This is a genomic window from Cohnella cellulosilytica (genome assembly GCF_042431195.1).
GTDB classification, from domain to species: domain Bacteria; phylum Bacillota; class Bacilli; order Paenibacillales; family Paenibacillaceae; genus Cohnella; species Cohnella cellulosilytica.
Genome location: NZ_JBHMDN010000024.1, coordinates 21,582 through 44,397 on the forward strand (window position 1 = coordinate 21,582; position 22,816 = coordinate 44,397).

General features: G+C 56.2%; 19 protein-coding genes. 8 read left to right on the forward strand and 11 right to left on the reverse strand.

What is annotated here, in order from left to right; all coding sequences use genetic code 11:
* Nucleotides 1-9: 9 nt before the first annotated feature.
* Entirely contained in the window at nt 10-258 is a 249-nt protein-coding gene (locus tag ACFFT4_RS18350; RefSeq protein ID WP_378050090.1) for a hypothetical protein, read from the reverse strand.
* Nucleotides 259-420: 162 nt separating this feature from the next.
* Here ACFFT4_RS18350 and ACFFT4_RS18355 point away from each other — a divergent pair, with 162 nt between their 5' ends.
* Nucleotides 421-816, forward strand: coding sequence for a MerR family transcriptional regulator (locus ACFFT4_RS18355; RefSeq protein WP_378050092.1), 396 nt, complete (start codon nt 421-423; stop codon nt 814-816).
* Nucleotides 817-820: 4 nt separating this feature from the next.
* Here ACFFT4_RS18355 and ACFFT4_RS18360 read toward each other — a convergent pair whose 3' ends face one another.
* Nucleotides 821-1,450, reverse strand: a complete 630-nt coding sequence (locus tag ACFFT4_RS18360; RefSeq protein WP_378050094.1) for a TetR/AcrR family transcriptional regulator — start codon at nt 1,448-1,450, stop codon at nt 821-823.
* Nucleotides 1,451-1,638: 188 nt separating this feature from the next.
* Between ACFFT4_RS18360 and ACFFT4_RS18365 the strand changes: the two genes are divergently transcribed.
* Both ACFFT4_RS18365 and ACFFT4_RS18370 read left to right on the forward strand, forming a co-directional pair.
* A complete protein-coding gene (locus ACFFT4_RS18365; protein WP_378050096.1) occupies nt 1,639-2,283 on the forward strand; it encodes a DUF4386 domain-containing protein in 645 nt (214 codons plus the stop codon).
* 4 nt (nt 2,284-2,287) lie between these two features.
* Entirely contained in the window at nt 2,288-3,226 is a 939-nt protein-coding gene (locus tag ACFFT4_RS18370; RefSeq protein ID WP_378050098.1) for an NAD(P)-dependent alcohol dehydrogenase, read from the forward strand.
* A gap of 91 nt (nt 3,227-3,317) precedes the next feature.
* Here ACFFT4_RS18370 and ACFFT4_RS18375 read toward each other — a convergent pair whose 3' ends face one another.
* Genes ACFFT4_RS18375 through ACFFT4_RS18390 form a run of 4 tightly spaced genes read right to left on the reverse strand, consistent with a single transcriptional unit; the run spans nt 3,318 to nt 7,673 of the window.
* Entirely contained in the window at nt 3,318-4,454 is a 1,137-nt protein-coding gene (locus ACFFT4_RS18375; protein ID WP_378050100.1) for a response regulator, read from the reverse strand.
* A complete protein-coding gene (locus tag ACFFT4_RS18380) occupies nt 4,429-6,177 on the reverse strand; it encodes a sensor histidine kinase (RefSeq protein ID WP_378050102.1) in 1,749 nt (582 codons plus the stop codon). Before ACFFT4_RS18380 ends, ACFFT4_RS18375 begins: the two co-directional genes overlap by 26 nt.
* 19 nt (nt 6,178-6,196) lie before the next feature.
* A complete protein-coding gene (locus ACFFT4_RS18385) occupies nt 6,197-7,105 on the reverse strand; it encodes a hypothetical protein (RefSeq protein ID WP_378050104.1) in 909 nt (302 codons plus the stop codon).
* Complete coding sequence (locus tag ACFFT4_RS18390) at nt 7,032-7,673, reverse strand: RNA polymerase sigma factor (RefSeq protein WP_378050106.1); 642 nt, start codon at nt 7,671-7,673, stop codon at nt 7,032-7,034. Before ACFFT4_RS18390 ends, ACFFT4_RS18385 begins: the two co-directional genes overlap by 74 nt.
* Before the next feature lie 159 nt (nt 7,674-7,832).
* Here ACFFT4_RS18390 and ACFFT4_RS18395 point away from each other — a divergent pair, with 159 nt between their 5' ends.
* The 4 genes from ACFFT4_RS18395 (at nt 7,833) to ACFFT4_RS18410 (ending at nt 14,044) form a co-directional block, all read left to right on the forward strand.
* Nucleotides 7,833-9,914, forward strand: coding sequence for a serine hydrolase domain-containing protein (locus tag ACFFT4_RS18395; protein ID WP_378050108.1), 2,082 nt, complete (start codon nt 7,833-7,835; stop codon nt 9,912-9,914).
* A gap of 479 nt (nt 9,915-10,393) precedes the next feature.
* The gene (locus tag ACFFT4_RS18400; RefSeq protein WP_378050187.1) at nt 10,394-11,335 is read left to right on the forward strand and encodes an ABC transporter permease; all 942 of its coding nucleotides are present in this window, start codon (nt 10,394-10,396) and stop codon (nt 11,333-11,335) included.
* Between the two features lie 13 nt (nt 11,336-11,348).
* On the forward strand, nt 11,349-12,260 hold the full coding sequence (locus tag ACFFT4_RS18405; RefSeq protein ID WP_378050110.1) for a carbohydrate ABC transporter permease: 912 nt from the start codon (nt 11,349-11,351) through the stop codon (nt 12,258-12,260).
* A 173-nt stretch (nt 12,261-12,433) separates the two neighbouring features.
* The gene (locus ACFFT4_RS18410; protein ID WP_378050112.1) at nt 12,434-14,044 is read left to right on the forward strand and encodes an extracellular solute-binding protein; all 1,611 of its coding nucleotides are present in this window, start codon (nt 12,434-12,436) and stop codon (nt 14,042-14,044) included.
* A gap of 138 nt (nt 14,045-14,182) precedes the next feature.
* Here the strand turns inward: ACFFT4_RS18410 and ACFFT4_RS18415 are convergent, their stop codons facing one another.
* Nucleotides 14,183-16,522 (reverse strand): helix-turn-helix domain-containing protein, encoded by a 2,340-nt coding sequence (locus ACFFT4_RS18415; RefSeq protein WP_378050114.1) that lies wholly within the window; start codon nt 16,520-16,522, stop codon nt 14,183-14,185.
* Between the two features lie 259 nt (nt 16,523-16,781).
* Here ACFFT4_RS18415 and ACFFT4_RS18420 point away from each other — a divergent pair, with 259 nt between their 5' ends.
* On the forward strand, nt 16,782-16,877 hold the full coding sequence (locus tag ACFFT4_RS18420) for a putative holin-like toxin (RefSeq protein ID WP_311284003.1): 96 nt from the start codon (nt 16,782-16,784) through the stop codon (nt 16,875-16,877).
* 169 nt (nt 16,878-17,046) lie between these two features.
* Here the strand turns inward: ACFFT4_RS18420 and ACFFT4_RS18425 are convergent, their stop codons facing one another.
* Genes ACFFT4_RS18425 through ACFFT4_RS18440 form a run of 4 tightly spaced genes read right to left on the reverse strand, consistent with a single transcriptional unit; the run spans nt 17,047 to nt 22,713 of the window.
* A complete protein-coding gene (locus ACFFT4_RS18425; RefSeq protein WP_378050116.1) occupies nt 17,047-18,132 on the reverse strand; it encodes a Gfo/Idh/MocA family protein in 1,086 nt (361 codons plus the stop codon).
* Nucleotides 18,133-18,171: 39 nt separating this feature from the next.
* Nucleotides 18,172-19,308: a Gfo/Idh/MocA family protein gene (locus ACFFT4_RS18430; RefSeq protein WP_378050118.1), complete on the reverse strand. Its 1,137-nt coding sequence runs from the start codon at nt 19,306-19,308 to the stop codon at nt 18,172-18,174.
* A 22-nt stretch (nt 19,309-19,330) separates the two neighbouring features.
* The gene (locus tag ACFFT4_RS18435) at nt 19,331-20,959 is read right to left on the reverse strand and encodes a response regulator transcription factor (protein ID WP_378050121.1); all 1,629 of its coding nucleotides are present in this window, start codon (nt 20,957-20,959) and stop codon (nt 19,331-19,333) included.
* A gap of 5 nt (nt 20,960-20,964) precedes the next feature.
* On the reverse strand, nt 20,965-22,713 hold the full coding sequence (locus ACFFT4_RS18440) for a cache domain-containing sensor histidine kinase (RefSeq protein WP_378050123.1): 1,749 nt from the start codon (nt 22,711-22,713) through the stop codon (nt 20,965-20,967).
* Nucleotides 22,714-22,816 lie beyond the last annotated feature (103 nt).

Here is a 22,816-nt window from a genome sequence, read left to right on the forward strand (position 1 = left end):
TGCTGAAGATCAATGAGGAGAAAGACCGATCGCATCTTCATCCGGCGCTTCCTTGCGCCGGGCAATACGCGCGATCCATCGCTGAATCCGGTTGAATTGGAGCTGCCGAACGGATATGAACGACATCAAGCCTGCGGCAACGGCCCCATCGCTCCAGCGAACCGCCCGAATAGACAGAGAGTCGAATGGAAGAATGAGCACCGACGAGATGAGGCCGATCGAGAGCACCAATTGCACAAAATCAAAAATATGCTCCATTCGGGTTCGCCTCCATCCGCGTCGTGTTGAGATCGATAGTCCGATTATACCATGATTCGCTCCGCTTCGCCGCTTGACTTGGTGTTCGCACCAAGTTGTAATATGGACTGTGTGCGCGCTATTCCTTGGTGACATAATTAATGAATATGGGAGGGTCTTGCGATGAGCGACGCCGCCACTTTTTCCATTAAGGAAATTTCAAGGATGACCGGGTTGACAGAGGATGCTCTCCGCTATTACGAGAAGATCGGGCTGCTTCCCCGCGCCAAGCGACGGGAGAACGGCCGACGGACCTATTGCGAGGAAGATATGCAGCTGATGGAGCTCATTATTTGCCTGAAGAAAATGGGGGTTCCGCTCAAGGATATCAAAGAGTTTGCGGCGCTTTCCTACGCGGAGGATATCGTCTCCGTCCCCGAAGTGTACGAGAAGGTTCTGGAATACAGGCAGAAGCTGCAGAGTCAGGTGGATCAGCTGCAGAAGGTGCTAAGCGTGCTCGATTACAAAATTGCGAACAAGAAAAGTCTCCTCAAGGACCCCCTTCATTCGGCGCCCTAAGCCCTCATTGCCGATTGGCTGTCGAGCGATACCTGGTGATGAAAGTGAAGATAAGCTCGTCCATCAGAGGCTGGGCGGCTTCCATATCGATAGCTTGCTGGAATAATGCCGGCCAAGTGAGCGCCCCTTCGATCATGGCGTAAAACACCCTTGCGGCCAGCGGGGCGTCGTCTATCCGCAGCCGGTTGTCTTCGTGCGCGGCCGTAAGCCATTGGATGAGCGGTTCATGGGGCGACACGTATTTCGACCGGATCCTTCTCGCGTAATCGATGTCTCTAATAAATACGGAAGTCAGCACCCGCGACAATCCGAGTCTGGAAGGGCTGTTAATCAAGAACAGCTCGGCATTGGCGAATGCCGTCAATTGGGCTTCCAAAGATTCGGCAGGATCATAATCGATTTGCTTCAGCGTTTGTTGTTCACTGAGGAACTGGGTCAGCACCTCTTGAAAAAGATGCTCTTTGTTCAAAAAGTGATTGTAGATCGTGCGTTTGGAGACGCCTGCGATCTCCGCGATTCGATCCATGTTGGCATTGTCGTAACCGATCTCCGTAAACACCTGCATAGCCCCGTTAAGTATGGCTTCACGCTTTCGGCTTTTATCCCTTTTTTGGACTGCGGGCATGACGTTCATTGTTCATTACAATCCCCTCGGATGATATTGCATTAATTGCACCGTCAAGTGTAATTAACTATTGACCGCCGACTATTTACACTGTACAGTATAATTAACGAACCGATAAAATTCAATGCCAATGCCTTACAGCGACCTTACAGCGATCGGATAAGGGGTGCATGATTGCGGGAAATCCTGGAAAAAGCTTGTCGCGACCTTTAGGATTGGCTTTTTTTCTGCAAGCCGTTACCTCGCTGGCGAGCGGGGCATGGTTATTTAACCCGTTCGTAGATCCCGGGGATATCCGCAATACGATGCTTAATCTCGCAAACCATGCGGCTTTCGTACGTGCGGGCATTGTCGGGGATATCCTTACGGCTTTAGGCATTATTTTTCTGGCGGCCACCCTGTTTGCGGCGGTCGGGAGACAGAACAAAGCGATGGCGCTTGTCGCGCTGGGGCTCTATATTTTCGAGGCCGGAATACTTGTCGTTAGTAAGTTCGTTGTTTTTGTCCTCTTGAATATCAGTCAACAATACGCGGCCGCCGGAGCTCCGACCTGGGAAGCCTTGGGCAGCCTCGCCCTGGAGACCGCGGATTTCATCTACAGAGTCCATATTATCCCCTTTGGTCTTGGCGCTGCGATCTTCTACTACCTGCTGTACAAATCCCGTATCGTGCCGAAGTGGCTATCGCTGTGGGGGCTGACGACCGTTCCCTTCGTGCTGATCGGCGCGTTGTGGATAACCTCCGGCTTTTATATCCCTCCCGTTTTCCTCGCGCTCTCCGTATTCTATGTTCCTTTTGAGTTCGTGGCCGGCATTTATATTTTTTGTCAGAGGAGGAGCTGATCTCATGAAAGCGATTGTATGCACCAAGTACGGTCCGCCTGAAGTGCTGCAGCTTAAAGAAGTCGAGAAGCCGTCCCCCAAGTCCGACGAAGTATGCGTTAAAATTCGCGCTACGGCCGTAACGGCAAGCGATGTCTACATCCGAGGCTCGCAATTGCCGCTCCGGTTCTGGCTGCCGATGCGGCTGTTTCTGGGCTTTACAAAACCGAGAAAATCCATCATCGGCATGGTATTGGCAGGAGAGATTGAATCCGTAGGCAGAGACATCAAGCGATTTCGAGCAGGCGATCAGGTGTATGGCGTTACCGGTCTTGGCCTTGGCGCTTATGCGCAGTACAAATGCATGAAAGAAACCGACTCCATGTACGGATGCCTGGCGCATAAACCCGCGAATATCAGTTACGAGGAGGCGACAGCCGCCGCATACGGCGGGCTATTGGCGCTGCAGCGGATGGAGGAGGGCCGCATCCAGCGCGGTCACAAGGCGCTTATATACGGAGCTTCGGGAACTTCCGGGACGATCGCCGTGCAGCTGGCAAAATATTACGGCGCCGAGGTTACCGGCGTATGCGGCGCCCGGAACCTGGAGTTTGTACAGTCTTTGGGGGCGGACAAAGTGATCGATTACGCCCAAGAAGCTTCCGCATCCCTCATCGAACGTTATGACTTTATGCTGGACGCGGCGGGAAAGGCCAAAACCTCACACTTCAAAGAAATGTGCCAAAAGTTAAACCCGCAGGCAGCCTATGTCTCGATCGATGACGGAAAATTGGAATTGAAATCGGAGCGTCTTGCGAAGATTAAAGCGCTTATTGAGGCGGGCCATATTAAACCGATCGTCGACAGAACGTATCCCATGGACCAAATCGCGGAGGCGCACGAATATGTGGACCAGGGGCGCAAAAGAGGCGGGGTAGCAATCTCCATCCCGCATTCCACATAAACAGCATACTTGGCGCCGCTGACGGCTTGCCGCTTGCTCGCTTCATCAACTCCCCGCTCAGACCCACCTGCCATCGATCCCTCCGTTGCGGTCAAGCACGGCCGTTGTCCGGTTGCGAATATTGCTCGTAGGCTCGGCGCATTTTTTCCGAAGGGGAGACGCCAAGCTCCTGAAGCAGCAATTGCGAGTATCGCTCATAGGAGGCATGAAAGGATTGGCGATCTCCCGCGGCTTCGAGGATCTTCAGCAGCAGCAGGTTGGATTCTTCGTCGAATTCGTTGCGCGAGACCAGTCTTCTGGCAATGGGAGCGGCCTCCCGGTACCGCCCTCGGGCTAACAGCCGGTTTACAAGAAGCTTGGCGAAAGCCTCGTATACGAGCGCCAGTCGCGCGCGCTCGGCGGCCGCCCATACATAGGACTTGTCCCCGAACAACTCGCCCGTAAACCTTTTCTCCAACGCAAGAGCCGTCTCTTCATCCCTCTTCTCGATTGAGGACAGCTCCTCTACCCTCTGCTCGAAGCGAATAAAATCCACATCCATCTCGCTCAAGTCAACGCGATACTGTTCCGGCGTGGATAGAATCGACTCTCTGTATCCGTGCTGCGACAATGCTTTTCTCAATTGGTAGGCCGCCGTATTGAGATAGATTTCCGCATTTCTCAGCGGCATGTCCGGGAACATGTCCTCCAGAATGCGGGCTCTTGCGACGTATCGACCGCGATGAACGAGCAAATAGGCGAACAGCTCCGCACTTCTTCGGGATATCCACTTCACCTCTTCCGCTTGCCGGCCGACAACCTCGAAGCTGCCCAGTCCGCGGACGGTCAGATGCCGGGACGTGCCGCTCCCGACCTCCCTCAAAGAGGCGCTGCGTCTGCCGAGCGCTCTGGCGATCGTCTGCGCCAGACGTGTGCCGGAAATCGGCTTAACCATATAATCCAGCGGATACACGTCGTAGGCGGGCATCGCATATTCGGCGTGCGAGGTCGTAAACACGATGTCCGCCTCGGCACATAACTCGCGCAGGCTGCGGGCCAGCTCCAGTCCGTCTTCCTCGCCGATCTGAATGTCCAAGAAGGCAAGGTCCACCGGATTGGCCTTGACGAACGCCAGAGCCTCCGCCGCGTTCCGGAAGCTCCCGGCCAGCTCTACGCCATCCGCCTTCGACAGCAGCCGCTTCATGGCGAGCAGCATAGCCGGCTCATCGTCGACTACGAGAACTCTCATCTTCCTTCCCGCCCCTCACGGTAAAATGAAATGCGCTCCCTTGCCCTTCCTGGCTTTCCGCCCACAGCCTCCCGCCGCTCCGCTCTGCGAACTGCCGGCTGACGAGCAAGCCGAGTCCGGTCCCTCGTTCCCCCATGGTCCCCGGCGACGAGTTTAATGCCTTCTCTTCGAACAATTGCCGGACTTGCTCCTCCGTCATCCCCAATCCGTTATCGCGGACGGAGACGGTCGCCTCCTCCCCGGACACCCGGGCATCCACGCGAATGGAGCCCTCCGTTCCCGTGAATTTAACGGCATTGGACAACAAGTTGCGAAGAATCAAACCGAGCGCCTCACGGTCAGCATATACGAGCGCCCCGACCGGAACCGCGTTTTCCACATGAATCCGCTTTGCTTCGCTCTGCGCCCGCAGCGCATCGCGGCAATCCTCGACGACTTCACGCAGCTCCAGCCATCGCGGACGAAGCGTCATATCCTCCCGCTGGCTGCGAAACCACTCCAGCAGATTGTTCGTCATGCCCAGCGTCTGGCGGATCTGCTCGCCCAGCATTCCGACGATTTCCCGATGCTCCTCGTCGAACCGGTCTTTATCCTCCTCCAGCATCGCCACAAGCTGATACTGCGACGCCAGCGGGCTGCGAATATCGTGCGATACGATCGTAAACAGTTGGTCTTTCATGCGGTTCAACCGCGCAATCTGCTCCAGATGCTTCTCTTTCTCCGTGACATCCACGATAAGAGAGACGCTGCCCTGCGCGCGCAGACGATGCACAGGGTATACGTTGACGTTGTAGATTTTTCTCTCCCCGTCCAGCCTGGCCTCGATCGTGACCCGTCCCTCCTGCATGGACTCGCACAATCGCCGCCATTCCGGCCAAGGTTCCAGCAGTTCCTTCACGTCCCGACCGGAAATCTCCGCGTGTCCCATATCCGCAAACCACCGCGAAGCCTGTTTATTGCTATCGATGATTTTTCCCGAAGCATTGGTGATGACGATGCTTTCCTGAAGCGTGTCGAGCACGATTGTTCTGGCAAAAGGAAGCACCGCGAAAAACTTGATCCGCAGCATAATGACCAGCATCAACATGCCCGTAACTCCGCAATAGACGGACATCGGGAGCAGCCAGGGCGACCATTTGGGCTGTATCAGCCTGGCGACATCGAGAGCGAACGGGAACAGGCTGAGAAACAGAACCCACATCCCCGGCTTGCGAAAATCGCTGCGGATATTCCGAATATATTGGAACAGAAAATAGGCGCACGCTACGATAATGCTATAGCAGGCCAGACTGAAGACGCGGGAATAGACGGTTCGCACCGTGACCAGATCGCCGTTAACAAGCGCGACGGAATGATAGACCAGATGAAGCTCGAAGTCGAACCACGACATCAGGGACCAGAGCGCGAACGGGGCAAACAGCAGAATCCTCCACATCGGCTTGACCGGCTTCTCCCGGCCGATCAACTGATAGACGAAGAGAAGTACGAAAGGCACCATTAAATTCAGCGCCGTGCTTTGAAGATGCCGAAAGAGCAGCTTGTCCGTTAATAGGAAGCTGCTCTTCTCCAGAATGATACTGATGGAGTAGACCATCCGGCAGACAATCACGCCGAGGAGATAACGAACTCCGCGCTCTCTGCGATACCCGTATATGAAAAATAAAACGATGCCCGTCATGATTACGGAAGCGGACATCAGAATCAGCTCGATTGTGGCATTCATGCTTTCAGTATACCATTATTTATTTCCCGCCCAACATCGAGGCAATTTCCACCAGACGCTCCCGCGGCAGTTGGTCGGCGGAAAGATCCTCCAGACTATAATAGGCGTACCGCTCCCCGCTGCCTTCGCCCCAAGCCACGCGCTGCGCGTCGCTGTCCCGCTCCTTTAAGTAGAAGGCTTCCGTCGAGCCGATTTTGACCTTTTCCACGTCCGCCTCGTTCATTGCCGTCGTATAGATGGCCCGATCCGGCACATTAAACCATACGGTCAACGATACTTTGTTCCCGCGGCCATTCTCGTAGCTCGCCGTATACCCGACCGTATCGCCGAGCGGTATCGTCCGGTAGCTGATCTCCTCCGCGGTTTTCGGGTCCGGCCAAGCGGTATCGTCCGCCACTCCCCATTTCAGATCATGCACGAGCGATCCCGATTGAAAAACAAAGCCGTACCCGACTTCATTCAGAGGCGCGCGGCGGCCGACCTCTGCGGCAAATTGCGAATAATCCGTATACTCCCGTTCGTTCGCGAGGCCGATATAACGATTCTGAGCTTTCAAGTAGAACACGGCCGCTTCCCCTTCGGCCAGCCTGTTCCGCAGCGCCGCCGTATCGACTTCTATATTCGGCTCGTCGCCCGGCATGAAGCTTCTATATTCCAAAGCGATCGACCCGTCCGGAGCAAACAGCTTCCAGGACCCTGCCGCATAGCCGAAGCCGCAGGCAAAGAGGACCGCCGCCACGATCAAGGAAACGCGCACCGCTCTTGCTTTCCCGGGCCTCCTGACCGATTGAACGGCCGGTTGCGGCTGCCCGGCCTGGCTTTTGCCGCGAATTTCAACCATAATCCGTTCCGTTCTATCGATTCGGGGCAGTCGCTCCTTCAGCAACGTCAGATTCGCGTGCCAATCTATAGGCCGGCTCTTCCTCATCTTCTCCATCCTCCATCTTCCCCCAAATTTTTTTCAGCTTGAACAACGCTCGCTCCATTCTTTTGCGCAGGGCCGCGGGCGATTGGGGAAACGTCTGCCCAATCTCCTCATAGGACTTTCCTTCCATCACACGGAGCACAATCAGCGATCGTTCGGCGACCGTTAGCCGCATGAGCGCCCGCTCGCTTTGCGCCAGCACTTCCTTCCGCCTCGCCGCCGCATACCCTTCATCCGCGTGATCCTGACCGAGCGGCTTGAGCAGCCTGGCCAACAATGCCGATCTTTTTCGCTTCCGGAGCAGGTTCAGGCAATGATGATAGGCCATCTTATACAGCCATGCCGAAAAAGATTGACTGTATGCGTACAGCGCCAGCTTCTCGTAAGCTTTGATCAGCACGTCCTGCACCGCATCCTCCGCTTCCTCCCGCTGCATAAGCAGATGGTAGCAGTAGACGTACAGTCGCTGCTGATATCTTTCGATCAGCTGCGCGTACAACTCCACCTGCCCGTCTCTGACGACGCGAATCAAACTTTCGTCGGAAGCCTCGCACGTTCGCTCCTGATTCATCGCTCTCCCTCCTTCCGTCTCGTCTATATAACACCCCGATCGGCTTTTTGTGACCGTTCATTTTCACAAAACTCAAGCGGCCTTTTCTTAATGGCGGTACGGAACCTTTCAGTCTATTATTCGTACTACCTTATATTAGCTTTATCCAAGGAGGTAATTATGAGAAGCAGAAAATCGTTTCGGTTCCTATCCCTGACCTTGATCATGACGATGCTGGCCCCGGCGGGCGCAATGGCAGCCGCTTCAGACGGCGGGGAGACCCCGACGGCTTACGAGGCTACGCAGAAAGCCGCATCCGAGAAAGCGGATCTCCTGACGGGACAATACGGCACGACAAGCTTGCAGTACGCACTGATCGATCAAGGCCGAATCGTCGTCTCCGGACAATCGGGCCTGAACGACCCGGAAGGCGAGCAGCCGCTCTCCGCCGATACGATGTACGGCATCGGCTCGGTGAGCAAAATGTTCACTTCGGCGGCCGTAATGAAGCTGGCGGACGAGGGCAAGGTCGATCTGGATACGCCCGTCGCGCAGTACGTTCCGGAATTCAAAATGGCAGACGAGCGGTACGAGCGGATTACCCCGCGCATGCTGCTGAACCATTCCGCCGGATTTAACGGCTCGTCGCTGACGAACGCTTTTTTGCTTGAGGATAACGATACCTACGCGCACGATACGCTGCTGGAGCAGCTGGCCGAACAGAAATTGAAGGCCGATCCGGGCGCTTATTCGGTCTACTGCAACGATTGCTTTACTCTAGCGGAAATTCTGGTAGAGAAGGTCAGCGGTACGGATTTCACGTCCTATATCCATCGCAATTTTACCGAACCGCTGAACATGGCGAATACGAAGACGCCCGCGGATCGTCCGGAAACGTCCGGGTTGGCGGACATTTATTTCCCCGGCTTCGGAAACCCGCTGCCCAACGAGACGGTGAACGTAATCGGAACGGGAGGAATCTACTCCACGGCGGAGGATATGGTTCGATTCTCGCAGATTTTCACCGGGCAGACCGAAGGCATTCTGTCGGCCGAAGCGGCGGAGAAGATGGCGCAAGCCGAGTATAAAAAAGGACTCTGGCCCGAGGAGGCCGACACCTCGATCAACTACGGACTGGGTTGGGACAGCGTGGATCTGTTCCCGTTCGGAGACTATGGCATTCAGGCGCTGGCCAAGGGCGGAGACACCATTCTCTATCACGCCGAGCTGGTCGTTCTGCCCGGGAAAAACATGGCGGCGGCTGTGCTCTCGTCCGGAGGCTCCAGCACGACGAACCAACTCCTGGCGAGCCAGATTTTGCTGGACGCCTTGAAGGAAAAAGGTGAGATCGACGAGTTCAAGGCGGATAAGTCGTACGGCAGACCGATCAAAACCGATATGCCGCAGGAAGCGATGGCGCTGTCGGGAATCTATGGCTCTACCAATCAATTGATCCGGGTGGACATCACCGAGGACGGAGAAATGCTGATCACCCTTCCCTATGTGCCGATGTACCCGGCCGAGAGATACGTCTATGCGGCGGACGGTTCGTTCAGAAGCGAGGACGGAAGCGTGAAAATCAATCTGGTGGAAGAGCGCAACGGTCGCACCTATCTCTGGACCCGTCAGTATCTTTCTCTTCCCGGACTCGGCCAGATGGCCTTGTCGCAATATTCCGCCGAGAAGCTCGAGCCCAACTCCGTCTCCCAAGAAACCTTGGCGGCATGGGAGAAGCGCGACGGCAAACGTTATTATCCGATCAACGAGAAGTATACGTCCCTCTCGTATTTGCTGGCCTCGTCCGCGCAGATTCAGCTGGTCGAAGAGGCTCCGGGATACATGCTGGATAAAAAAATGACGGGACCGAATACGGCGGCGGCCGATCTGCAGCTGCCGACTGTAGGCGGAAGAGATGCCGACGAATTCAACTTCTACGAGGAAAGCGGCATCGAATATTTGAAGCTCGGAGGCAATCTGTTCGTTGGCGAAGAAGCCTTGAAGCCGATCTATTCGGGCGGCAGCTCCTCGCTCACGATTCCGGATAACGGATATGCCAAGTGGTTCACGATCCCCGAGCGCGCCGCCGGCAAGACGATGACGGTGACCCCGTCCTCCAACGGCTCCTACGCCGTATACGACGAGAACGGCACTTGCGTGGATTTCGGCGTCGTCAATCCGGCGCATACGACCCTCCTGCCCGACAACGGCACCGTCGTATTCGCCGGCGAAGCCGGTACGCAGTTCAAGATTACATTAGAATAAAGAACTCTGACAGGCAAGAGCGGCGGTAAAAAAATAAGGGCGTCTATCTCCAGCGGCAGCGGGAGGTAGACGCCCTTTTGGATATTCACTAACCGCCGGGCATCGTTTGCAGCCCTGTCGCTCTTCTCGATTCAACGCAATATGTAGCATTTGAGCAGCGACCCCAGGTAAAACCCGACACATTCCCCCCGCCGCCGGAACGCCTCGAGAACCGCGGGCGGATCCCCGCAGCCCCCGTATAACGGGCATCCCGCGCTTGACTTAAGACAATGCATATTCGACATATTTACGGAAAACCGCGCGATCCATAGAATTTGACGTATGAACCGGGCGCTTCGACCACCCGCTCGTTCATGCGTCAATGTGGCATCATGTAGCATCATGTGGCATCAATAGAAACGGAGGCCTTCTTTAAAGTTCGCAGCGCTAAGGCCGATCCGCAGAAAGGAAGACGGTACGAGTTGAGAGCAAGCCGGGAGCTGACATCGCAAACGCCTGTTTCGACCGGGGTCCGCAAGAGCTTCGGGCGACAAAGAATTACGCGGAATTGGGAGCTGTATTTGTTTATTGCGCCGTGCCTGTTGTATTTTATTATTTTCCACTACGTTCCCATGTACGGGGTCCAAATCGCCTTCAAAAACTTCGTGCCCTCCAAAGGAATCCTGGGCAGCCAGTGGATCGGCTTCGACCACTTTGCACGTTTTTTCGACTCCTATTACTTCTGGGACCTGCTTTGGAATACGCTCGGCATCAGTCTGTACGAATTGGCGGTAGGCTTCCCGCTGCCGATTATTCTGGCGTTGGCGTTCAACGAGATCAAGAACGGTTTTTTCAAGAAAGGCGTGCAAACGGTTACTTACGCGCCCCACTTTATCTCCATCGTCGTTATGGCCGGAATGATTATCACGTTTCTGAGCCCGTCCTCGGGCATTCTCATTCGGGCGATCGAGTGGATCGGCCTGCAGCCGCCGTCCTTCCTGGAGGACCCCCGCTGGTTCAAGACGGTCTATGTTTTCTCCGGCGTGTGGCAAAGCGCGGGCTGGGGTACGATTATCTACCTCGCCGCTCTCTCGGGCGTCGATCCGCAGCTGCACGAAGCGGCTATCGTAGACGGAGCGAGCCGCTTCAAGCGGGCGCTTCGCATTAATCTTCCTGCGATTGTCCCGACCATATCGATTCTGTTGATTTTGAACGTAGGCAACATCCTTGGCGTCGGTTACGAGAAAATTCTGCTGCTGCAAAACTCGCTGAACATCGAAGCATCCGATGTCATCTCGACCTTCGTCTACAGATCCGGCCTGCTGAACAACCAGCTCAGCTTCTCTACGGCGGTCGGCTTGTTCAACTCGGCGATCAACGCGATTCTGCTCGTGACCGTCAATCGGATCGCCAGAAAAACCAGCGATAACAGTCTGTGGTAAAGGAGGCTGCTTCATGACGACGGCAATCAAGGAAACCAAAGGAGACAGGCTCTTTCTTCTTCTTGTCTATCTCTTCCTGACGGCGGCGCTGATCGCCGTGCTCTACCCGCTCATCTACATGATCAGCGCATCGATCAGTACGCCGAAATACGTGAACTCGGGCGAAATGTGGCTGCTGCCAAAGGGCCTGACTCTGGAGGGGTACAAGCTGGTCTTCGAGAACCCGAAAATCTGGTCGGGTTATCGCAATACGATCGTCTACACCGTCATTGGCACGCTGATCAACCTCGCGGTGACCCTGCCGGCCGCTTATGCGCTCAGCCGCAGCGACTTTTACGGCAGGCGGCTGTTTATGATCCTGATTCTGATCACGATGTTTTTCAACGGAGGACTGGTGCCTACGTATCTGGTCGTGAAAAATCTCGGCATGGTCGACTCGATGTGGGCGTTGATCCTTCCGGTCTCGGCATCCGTGTGGAATATTATCGTGGCGAGGACGTTCTTCCAGTCCACAATCCCGAGAGAACTGCAGGAGGCGGCGCATATCGACGGCTGCACCAATATGCGATTGTTCCTGCGGATCGTGCTGCCGTTATCCGCGCCGATTATCGCGGTCATGGCGTTATTTTATGGAGTCGGGCACTGGAACAGCTACTTTAGCGCGCTAATCTATCTGAATAAGGAAAGCCTGTTCCCGCTTCAGATGGTGCTCAGACAAATTCTCGTGCTCCAACAGATGGGCGCGGAGACGAACGGCGTGGCCCTGAGCGGCGAGATGGCCAAGCTGGCCGCCTCCAAAGCCGAGGTCGCATCCCTGGTCAAATATGCCGTCATTATCGTCTCTACGCTGCCCGTCATCGTCGTGTATCCCTTCCTGCAACGCTACTTTGTGCAGGGCGTCATGATCGGATCGGTGAAAGGCTGATCCGGTCATGGCTTCCCCTAGCAGGTAAGCGATTGCAACAGCTAATATCCGGAGAGTCGGCGTTCTCCAGACGCGGAGACGCGTTCGTCCGGCACCCTTGAGCGGTCGTCCGGCTGCAGGGAGCGCCATCCTCTCCGTTTATTATAAAAACCATTTTAGAAGGAGGAGTACGAATGAGAACGGCAAGTAAAGGGTTAGGTTTGCTGCTGGCCGGGGTTCTGGCCGTCGGCGCCTTGTCCGGCTGCGGCTCGCAGGAGAAAAAGAATGGAAACGAAGCGAGCAGCGCCGCGGACAACGTAAGCAAGGAAGGCTTCCCGGTCGTCAAAGAGCCGTTGACACTCACCATGATGGGACCCGATGTCGGCATTCAAAATTGGGGAGACATGGCGGTATTCGAAGAGATGGAGAAGCTGACGGGCATCCATATGGAATTTCAGAATTCGCCCAAGGAAGGGTTCGAGGCGAAGAAAAACCTCGTGTTCGCCAGCGGCACGTATCCGGACATTTTCTATGCGGCCGGCTTGACTCCGGCAGAGCAAATGAACTACGGCGAACAAGGAATCCTGCTCCCCCTGGAGGACTTGATCGAGAACTATGCACCCAATGTAAAGAAAATACTCGAGGAGAACCCGGAGATTCGCAAGTCGATCACCGCGCCGGACGGCCACATCTACGCCCTCCCGGTCATCGAGTTCAACCAGCCCTGGTATCGCAATCCGCTCTGGTACAACGGGGAATTTCTGGAGGCGCTCGGCATGGACAAGCTTCCGGAGACGACCGAGGAACTGTATACGTACCTCAAGCGGGTCAAGGAAGAGGACCCGAACAAGAACGGCAAAAACGATGAAATCCCGTTAACCTCCGCTTCTCCGGGGAACAGCCTGCGCGATATCCGCACTTGGCTGCTTGGCGCCTTCGGCATCTACGAAGAAGAAATCTTTGTCGACGACAACGGCAAGGTGCGCTACACCCCGATGGAGGAGGGCTACAAGGAGTACTTGGCGTATTTGAATCGTCTATGGAACGAGGATCTGCTGGATCACGAGAGCTTCCTGCAGACGAGCGAGCAGCGCGAAGCCAAGGCGCGCAACAACCAGATCGGTCTGTTCTCGGCCTGGACCGCGTTCCAGATGATGGGCGAGGAACCCAATACCGACGACCCGATGTTCAGCCCGGTGACAAGCGATTCGGTGGAAACCCCGGCTATTGCGAAGAACAAGGGCATCAATACCGGCGCGTTCGCTATCTCCAAGACGAATCCGTCGCCCGAAGCTTCCCTGCGCTGGGTGGACTATTCCTACTCCACGGAAGGCGCCACCATGTTCAACAAAGGGCCGGAAGGAATTCTATGGAAATATACGGACAAGGAAAATAACGTGAAGGAATACTTGCCTGTGCCGGACGGAGGCGATCGCGAGGCGTACCGGTCCAAAATAACGCCGAACTACGGCATCCCCGCCCCGACGATCAATCTGCCGGAAATCGAAAAAGGGCTGCTCGGCGAAGTCGACGACTGGCTCGCCAACGAGACGAAGACCAAGCTGCTCGATCGAGGCGCCCGCATCCCGTATCCCGTGCTGTTCCTGACGCCGGAAGAACAGGCCGAGGTTACGACGATGACCTCCGACCTCAACACGTACGTTCGCCAGATGGAAGCCAAATTCGTGACCGGAGCCGAACCGTTGTCCAACTGGGAAGGCTACATCGGCACGATCAAGAAAATGGGCGGCGAGCGGATGTCCGAAATCTACCAAGCCGCCTACGACCGCTGGAAAGCCAGCTAAATATCGAACCTCGTTTCCCGAAACCTCTCCGAGAGTGCCCCTGTCGGAGAGGTTTTATTTTCCCGGAGCGCGACGGACACGGCAATCGCGGCTGGCTGCGGTTCCCCTGGACGAGCTGGCGGAGCATGTGTGGAATAACTAGTCTCCGACGTTCATGTCGCTGTACAGCTTGCGGTATTGGCCCGGAGTGTGCCCGGTTTCCTTCTTGAATTTGCGGATGAAGTTCGGCGCATCCAAATAACCGACACGTTCGACGATTTCCTTAAGCGGCGCGTTGGTATGGGTCAATTGACGGATGACCTCCTTCAGCCTGCACTGCCAGATGTACTGCGTAAAATTGTAGCCGGTCTTCTCTTTAAAGCTCCGGCTCAAATATGAGGTCGACGTGTCGTACTTGAGCGCGACATGCTCGAGACTCAGCGTATAGTCCGCGTAATTTTGCGCGACGTAGCCGACAACCTCGTCCATGAGCGCGGGCTGCTCCGTTTCGGTCTGGCGGGTCGCTTCGCCGCAGATGCGGACCGCGAGCGAGCTGAGCCTGCTTTCCAGCCCTTCCAGCGTCTCGAAAGCGTGCAGCGACGAAATCTCGCCGCGCATCTCGTCTATGCCGAGCTCGGCGGCCGTCCGCAGCAAAGAGTTCAGCACGTCGAAACAGAGGCATCGAAGCAGGCCGACCGACAGCGTCTCCTGTTTGATTTTCGCCATGATGCCGCCAATCAGCCGGAGCGCGGTGGCTTCGTTGCCTTGTTTCAAGCTCTGCTCCAGCTTCAGCAGCGACCTCTTGGGAATCCAGTAGCTCTCGCCAGAGGCGGTCGACGCCGATTGCTCGATCAATTCCTCGAAATAAACGATCCGGCTTCCGGAAGTCAGCATTCGCTGTTCAAGCGCCGACGCCGCCTCGAGGAAGGACTGATTCAGTCCGGACAAATCGCCGTATAAGGTGCCGACGCCCAGATTGGGCCTCTTGGGCATCCAATCTTCCAGCCGCTCGTTGAGCGCCTCGACGACGCGGACCGCGCGGCTCGTTTCCTCCCCTTCCTCCTCCTCCGAAGACGACGGCAGCAGGGTCACCATAAGCGCCAATTGATTGGACACGGAAAATTCCACCCCGTAGATTCTGGCATGCAGCTCGGGAATCTCCAGCTGGCTGAGCCGGGCGCGCAGCGCCTGCATTTCCTCCGAGACCTGAGCCTCGCGGTCGGGCTTGTCCCAACTTAGAACAAGGGCGAAGCAGGACGCTCCCTCCGGAAGCTCCAATCCGGACTCCACGATCATGCGCTCGATTTCGGGATCGTCCGATTTGCCATGCTTAAACAGCAGCATCAAGCATTGGTTGCGCACGAACGGCTCCTGCATGTCGATGCGGGCATGGTATTCGCGGATGGTCTGCTTGATCCAGTCCCATTCGTTGCGGTTTTTCGTCGTTTCTTGCGCACCGCCCTGCAGCGAAGCGAATTCCAGCAGATCGCGAATCGGGTGGTACTGACGTCTGGCGAGCAGCATCGCCGCTATGACGCCGGTCAGCGCCGTGAAGGCAAAGACAAGCAGAATGATCGTGCGGATCTGGCCGATTTGCTCGAAAAACTGGTAGCTAGGAATGGCCGAAGCGTACGTCCAGCCGTTAACGTTGGACTTGACCGTCACGACCGAGTAATTCTCTCCTCCGAGCTTCATTTCATGAATTCCGGACTCGAGCTCGGACAACGCCATTAAATCATGGCCTCGCAGAGCGTCGCCTCTGTAATTGGCCGTTAACACCTCTCCCGTACCCGAGAAAATATAGCTGCTCCCCGAGAAATCGTTCAGAATGGAGTCCATTACGCCCGTCAATTTCTCCTCTTTCATGAGATAGAGCACGGCTCCGTACGGATAAGGATCGTTGGTCTTGATCGGGACGAGCATGGCCAGCATCGGCTCTTGCCGCGAATGCACGGTAACCTTCTCGGACGGACGAACGGTCGCGAACGGGGCTTCATTCAGCGCGAGCTTGATCTCCTCGGGCTTCCAGCGTTCGAAGCGAAATCTGTCGCCGAAGACGACGTCGAGATTGGTGCGCCCCAGATTGGTGTAAATCGCTTCGTCGCCGTGATAGTACAGAAACAGCTCCTCCAGCATCGTATTGTTGGCCTTGTAGCGCGCCAGCGAAGCAATGCCTTCCCGGCTGTTGTACGGATCGGAGATCATGAATCTGGTCAGATGCTCGTCGAAAGAGATTTTGCTCGCGGTCTCCAGCAGATTGGTCATGTGATTGTCGATGGAGAGCTTGACCTGATTCAGCTGATTCACGCTGGACTGCTCGATCTCGGCGCGCAAATTGGCCGTCGCGTTATGATAAATAACCAGAGTGACCCCTGAAAGCGGAACCAAAAAAATAAGAATATAAGACAACGTATAAGTCAGAAGCAGCTTGGACTTGAATCGGTTCCAGCTCAGACCGATGTCCCATTTCCAGACGCTTGGCTTAACGAGTGCTCTCACGGCAACCTCCCGGAATTCGTGCTTTGAACGTGTTGAATGATGTATCCCTTTTAAACATTATAACGTTATATTCATTAAAAGCCAGCCTGCCTTGACCCATCCCCCGGAGAAAACAACAACAGGCTGCCGCATCGGTATGCGCAGCCTGTTGCACCTTCGCGACAAGAACACTTGATCGTATACCAAACAAACGATAAGATAGAGTTGTACAATTGAATCTTGGGTGGGTCGTGGTTTCCCTTCGAAAGGAGGTGAAACCATGGAAATAAAAGATGCAATTCTCATCATGATCGCTTTTTCAACCTTTGTCATTGCTCTTTTAACTTACATCGCGAATAACTACAAGAGAAAGTAAAAACCCACCCCAAGGTTGTCGCCGAAGGTGGGTTTTACACGTTCCTAGAGCTTTGAAGGGACACCCCATCCAAGCCGATTGTATAGGCCGAGTGTTCGCAGCACTCGGTCTTTCTATTGCGATTTTAACATATGCCATATCGTATAAACAAGTCAATTGCGCTTCGAACTCAACCTTCCGTCATCGCCCAGCCCTGCCGGGAAGCGATAACGGTTTCTCCCGTCAGAATCGCCCGTTGAATCAGCAAGCCGAGATATTGGTCCTGCGAGGCCTCGGCAAGGTTGTACAGCTCCGGGCCCCCATTGATATAGTCGCTCATCTGCTGCAGGCAGGACGCAATGGCGATTTCGTCGTCGTACAGCCTGGCCGGCACGAATGGATTCGTGTACAGCCACTGCTCGCCGCCGATAATGCCTTGCAGGAAGTAGCCTTCCGCGTTTTCCAGCTCGCCCCGGTTCACTCGCTTGAGCTCGAGCTGCATCTGGACGGCGTCCTGCTGAATCAGCACGCGATTGTCGAAGATTTCGCCCCGCTGTCCGCGAACGCTGATATGATTCGAGCGTATCCAGGACCGATGCTGGTTGGACGTAAAATCGTAGATGCCCAGGCGATCGCCAAAATCGATCCAGGCCAGCTCCCGCTCGGTCGGGATCAGCTTATCGTCGGCGGGCGGACCGCCTCTCGTCGGCCCGTTAACCCATTCGGTCTCGAAGCGCATGGCCCGAATCCGCGCCTCCTCGAAGCCGACGCCGAGCATTTTGCGGATGAGGCTCGCTCCATGGTAGAGATGAGAAATCGAGACCGTCGCTTCGGTGATCCTGCCCAAGCGGCCCGAACGAATCAACCGCAGCCGCGCCTCCTGCATCGGATGGTACTGGTACTGCTCCGCCACCTGCACCTTGGCGCCCTCAATACGGCCGATTTGCTCGTTCAGCTCCAGCAGTCCGGCCAAGTCCGCGGCGGGCGGCGTCTCCATTAGCACCGGTATGCCTTCCCGCGCCAGCTTGAGCATATACTCCGCCCCTGCCGCTCCATTGACGGACACGACGACGAAGTCCGGCTTCTCCTTCGCCAACAGCTCTTCCAGCCCCGGGTAGACGGCAGCGCCCCACCTTCGCTCCATCTCCTCGGCTTTGCTTGCGTTGCGCACGACCATTCCGCTGACCTCGAAACGATCCGGCAGCGCCTCCGCGATTCTAAGAAAATATTGGGCACGAAAGCCCGCCCCGCCAATTAGGCTGAATTTGATCGGCATGTCCAGTCTCTCCCCCTCCTGGATGGTGATAGCGTTCCTTCATTTATAATCTATTGTAGCCGATTTGTCGGATTTGTGGTGAAACCGCGGCGAATGGCTCATAATTTGCTCCCGCGAATAGAACAAGCTGTCCTTCGTCAGAGGCAGCTCCACTTGCCGCCGGGTAAAGGACGCTTCGTAGATGGCCGTGACGAGCTCGATCACCTTGCGACCCTCATACCCGTCCACGCCGACCTTCCGCGAGCCCGTCTCGATCGCGCTCAGCACATCGTCGATTTGGCCCTCGTGCCCGGTATACGCCAGCGGCGCCAAGCCGGCTGCAAACTGCTCGATCTCCCGTTTCAGCTCCGGGTTGCCCTCCGGCAGCGGGAATCCCTGCTCCGACTGCCTGGACGCATGCACCTTCCAAGGCAGAGAAGCCCTCGCATCCAGGCCTTGGATGACGATCTGCCGTTCCTCGCCGTGATGAACGACGGAGCTGGTCAATTGAGCCAGGCTGCCGTCCGCGTACGACAGGATGGCCATCGAAATATCCTCCACCTCCGAATTCGGATGCGCGGCGTTGCCGATGACGGCCACGACCGATTGCGGCATGCCGATCATCCACTGCAGCATGTCGGCATGATGAACGCCGTGGTTAAGCGTACAGCCGCCTCCTTCCGTTTCCCATGTGCCTCGCCACCATACGTCGTAGTAATTGCTCCCTCTCCACCAGAAGGAATCGACCTGCGCGTGAACCACTTTGCCGAGCAGACCGGATTCTATCGTTCGCTTCAGCTTCACGCTTGCGTCGAGAAACCGGTTCTGGCCCACCACGGACAGCAGACTGCCGGATTCGGACGCCGCCGCCAGCATCCGGTCGCATTCCTCCAGGGATAGCGCCATCGGCTTCTCGACCAGCACGTCGATACCCGCACGCAGCAAGTCGACCGACATGGACGCATGCAAAAAAGGAGGGGTGCAGATCGACACGAGATCGACCTGATCGCCTTCCAGCAAATCCTTGTAATCCTGATAGATCCGGCAATCGAGCCGATATTTCTCCTTCAGCCTCTCCGCCGTCTCCGTCTGATTGTTGACTAGCGCGACCACCCGGCACCGATCGGCAAACCTCGTATAGGCGTCCAGATGCGCGGTCGAGATCGAGCCCGTTCCCACGATAGCTACGCGTATCATTTTCCATTCCCCCCGCTTCGGTTTATTTGATCAGCTCTGTCGGATTCATGCCCGTCACCTTCTTGAACAGGGTGCTGAAATAGGGAACGTTCTTGTAGCCGACATGCTCCGCCACTTCGTATACGAGCATCCTGCGTTCGAGCAGCAGCTCGCGCGCTTTCTCGATACGGACCCGTATCAAATAGTTATTGAAGGTCTCGCCCGTTATGTTCTTGAAAATAATCGACAGATGGTTGCGAGAAACGTACACCTTGTCCGCCAGCTCGGCCAACGTCAGCTCTTCCGCGTAATGCTCGTGAATATAGTCGGTCATGTAATCGACCAGCTGCCGGTGCTTGCTGTTGCCCTTGTACTGCCTGCTGTCGCAGACAAGCGAGATTTTGTTCGACAGCCACTGCCGCAGCTGCTCCGCATCGGTCAGCCCGACAAGCTCCTTCGCAACCTGGTCGTTGGCGACCAGATCGCCCTGCGCAAACCCGGCCTCGTACAGGCAATAGGCGATAATGCCCCACAGCTCGCTGCCGAGCGTCTGCAAGTATTCGGCCGTCACGCCCTTCTGCGTCTTCAGCTCGGCGATGTAGTCCGCGACGAGGCGCTGCGCCTCTTCCTCCTGCGCGGCCTTGATCGCGCCGGCCAGCCGGTAGGAGAACTTGACCGGGAACTGCACCGCTGCGCCTGTCCGCCTCGTCCCGTCCTCCTTCCCGCCGCCGCTGTAAACTTCGTAATCGGGAACGGCGCGATACTCTCTCCTGTCGCTCGCGCGGAACGCTTCCTCCGTCGAATCGGGAATATCCGTCCAGCGCTCCTTCACCGAGCCGATGCCGACGCGAATCGTCATTTTCAGATAACCCTTCAAGCTCTCGATCAGCCGAACGGCAAGCTCCTCCAGCTTCTGCTGCGTCTTGTCCTGCGGCATCGCGGCCGGCTCCGGGTGTACGATCAGGACCGATCTTGTGCTGTGCAGCTCGGCATATTCGAACGCCGGAAACAGCTCGCCGGCAATTTCGCAGGCGATGTTGCTCATCGCAAAGCGGAACAGGTTAAGGTCCGACAGCGACAGCTCGTTCACCCGAATGTCGCGGACAAGATCGATGCCGATTGCCGCATGGCGCTTCTCGGTCCAATATCGGTAAGGCTCCGGCATGTGGACACCGTTCGGATAAGAATGGTCGAGAGTGCCGACAACGGCGGCGCGCACCCATTCTTTCTCGATAAACGGCTCGTACAGCATCAGCTTTTGCTCCAGCTCCCCCTGCTTGGTCCGCTTCTCCTCCTCTTCCATCAGCTCTTGAATCACTTTATACAGAATCGTCTCCAGGGTCGGCACGCTGATCGGCTTCGACACGTAATCGCTCACGGACAGCCGCAGCGCCTGTCTCGCATGCTCGAAGTCCGAGTAGCCGCTCAGGATAATGACCTTGCCGGCAAAACCCGCCTTTCTCAGCTGCTCCAGCATGTCCATCCCGTTCATGATCGGCATGTAAATATCGGTGATGACGATATCGGGCCGCACCTCGCGGATGAGCGCCAGCCCATCCTCGCCGTTCATCGCCTCGCCTGCCCACTCCGCGTTCAGATCCTCCCATGGAATGACGCGTTTCATCCCCTGCAGCACTTGCCGTTCGTCATCGATAATGACGATTTTCCACATGGCGTTCACCCTCCCTCCGCATGCTCCCGATTGGGAGCCTCCGTCAGCAGCGGCATGGCGATACAGACTCTTGTGCCGCCTTCCTCCCGCTCGTCAAGCATTATGCTTTGATTTTCGCCGAAATAGGCGGTCAGCCGTTCCCTGACATTCCGTATGCCGTAGCCGCCCGTCCGCAGATGATGACGGCGCTCCGCCGCCTTGCTCAGCCCGTTGCCGTTATCGTCGATGACGATCTGCAATCGGCCTTCCCGTCCCGTCAGCCGAATATGGATATGGCCCTCGTCGCGCGCGTTAAAGCCGTGCACGATCGCGTTCTCCACGAAGGGCTGCAGCGTCAGCTTCGGCAGCAGACAGTCGCGAATGCTCTCCTCCGCCTCAATCGTGCAGTCCAGCCCTCTTCCCCAGCGCAGCTGCTGAATTTCCAGATAACATTCGATATGCTCCAGCTCTTCCTCTACGCCAATGAAGCTGGCGCCGTTCGACAGACCGATGCGGAACATCTTTCCCATCAGCTCCAGGATGCGGCTGAGCTCGTCCTGCCCCGCTTCGATCGCCATCCAGTTGAGCTGATCCAGCATGTTGTACAGGAAATGCGGATTAATATTCGCCTGCAGCGCTTCGATCTCGGCTTTGCGCTGCTGCTCGTAGCGATGCTCCAGCGACAGGTACAGCTGTTCGATGCGTTCGTTCTGCTTGCGATAGCCGGCGAACATCGAGCCGAATTCATTCGTGTAGTCGGACGGCAGCGTTGCCTGGCCTCCCCCGACCGAATAAGCGCCCATGGCCGAGATCAGCTTGCGAAGCGGCTTAGCGAACTGCTTGCTCAGAAAGTGGGTCAGCAGCAGCACCAACAGCACGGCCGCAATGCCGATCACGACGATCACTTCGGCAAGCTGCAGGCTGCTCGCAATAATCTGGTTCCACGACGTAATCTCTACCAGTGTCCAATTGGACTCGTCCAGCTTCGAGTATACGAGCAGCGAATTGCCGAGCTCGGGGTGGTCCCGGATGTGGAGATAACCCGATTGACGGCCTTTCGTCACGATCCATTGCGACAGCTCTTCCTTGTCCAGCGTTTGGCCGGTTTTCAATACCTGCTGTCCTTCGCTGTTCGTCATCAGCCGGTTCGAGCCGGTCGAAGCGCCGTCGAGCAGCCCGCGAATGACGTCCGCCTTCACATGAATGACCAGAACGCCGAGATAATCGCTTTCGCTCATGATTTTTCGGGCAAAGCTAAGCACCGGAATATCGCCCTGGAAGCTCGGAATCCGGTGCTCGGTCGACCAGGCGAAGTCGCTCCTGTCGAGGCCGCGCGACCATGACTGCTGGCTCAGCGCGGCGATGTCCCGAAACTGGATGTAGCTTTTGGCGTCGCCCTGGAACGGTCGGTCCATGTACAGATCGATGCCCTGGATCAGCGGAATCGAATACGTCAGGTTCGCCAGCGCGCGCTCAATGCTGATATACGCCCGGTAGCGGTCGAATTCATCCTGTCTGTCCTTCAGGAAAGTAATCAAGTCATTGTCTCGGGAAGTGGACAGCGAGATTTGCTCGATCATGACAAGGCGGGTCGTAATTTCGCTGTTCAATTCGTCCAGAAGCTGCTGCTGGTAATGCGAGGTCGTCTGAACCAGCGCTTTGGACGAAATGTCGTAGCTTTTCCAGGCGATAAACGCGACCACGACGACCAAGAGAACGGCAAAGCTGAAAAAGAACAGCCGGTCGACCCGGTATTTTTTGAACGGATTCGTCATCCTGCCGCACATCCCTTATCCGGATAAGCCGAAAGAAACGGTAAAGCCGCGAAAACCCGTTCGCTCTCTACCGTTATTCTCTCTTTATTCCTTTTATACTGGG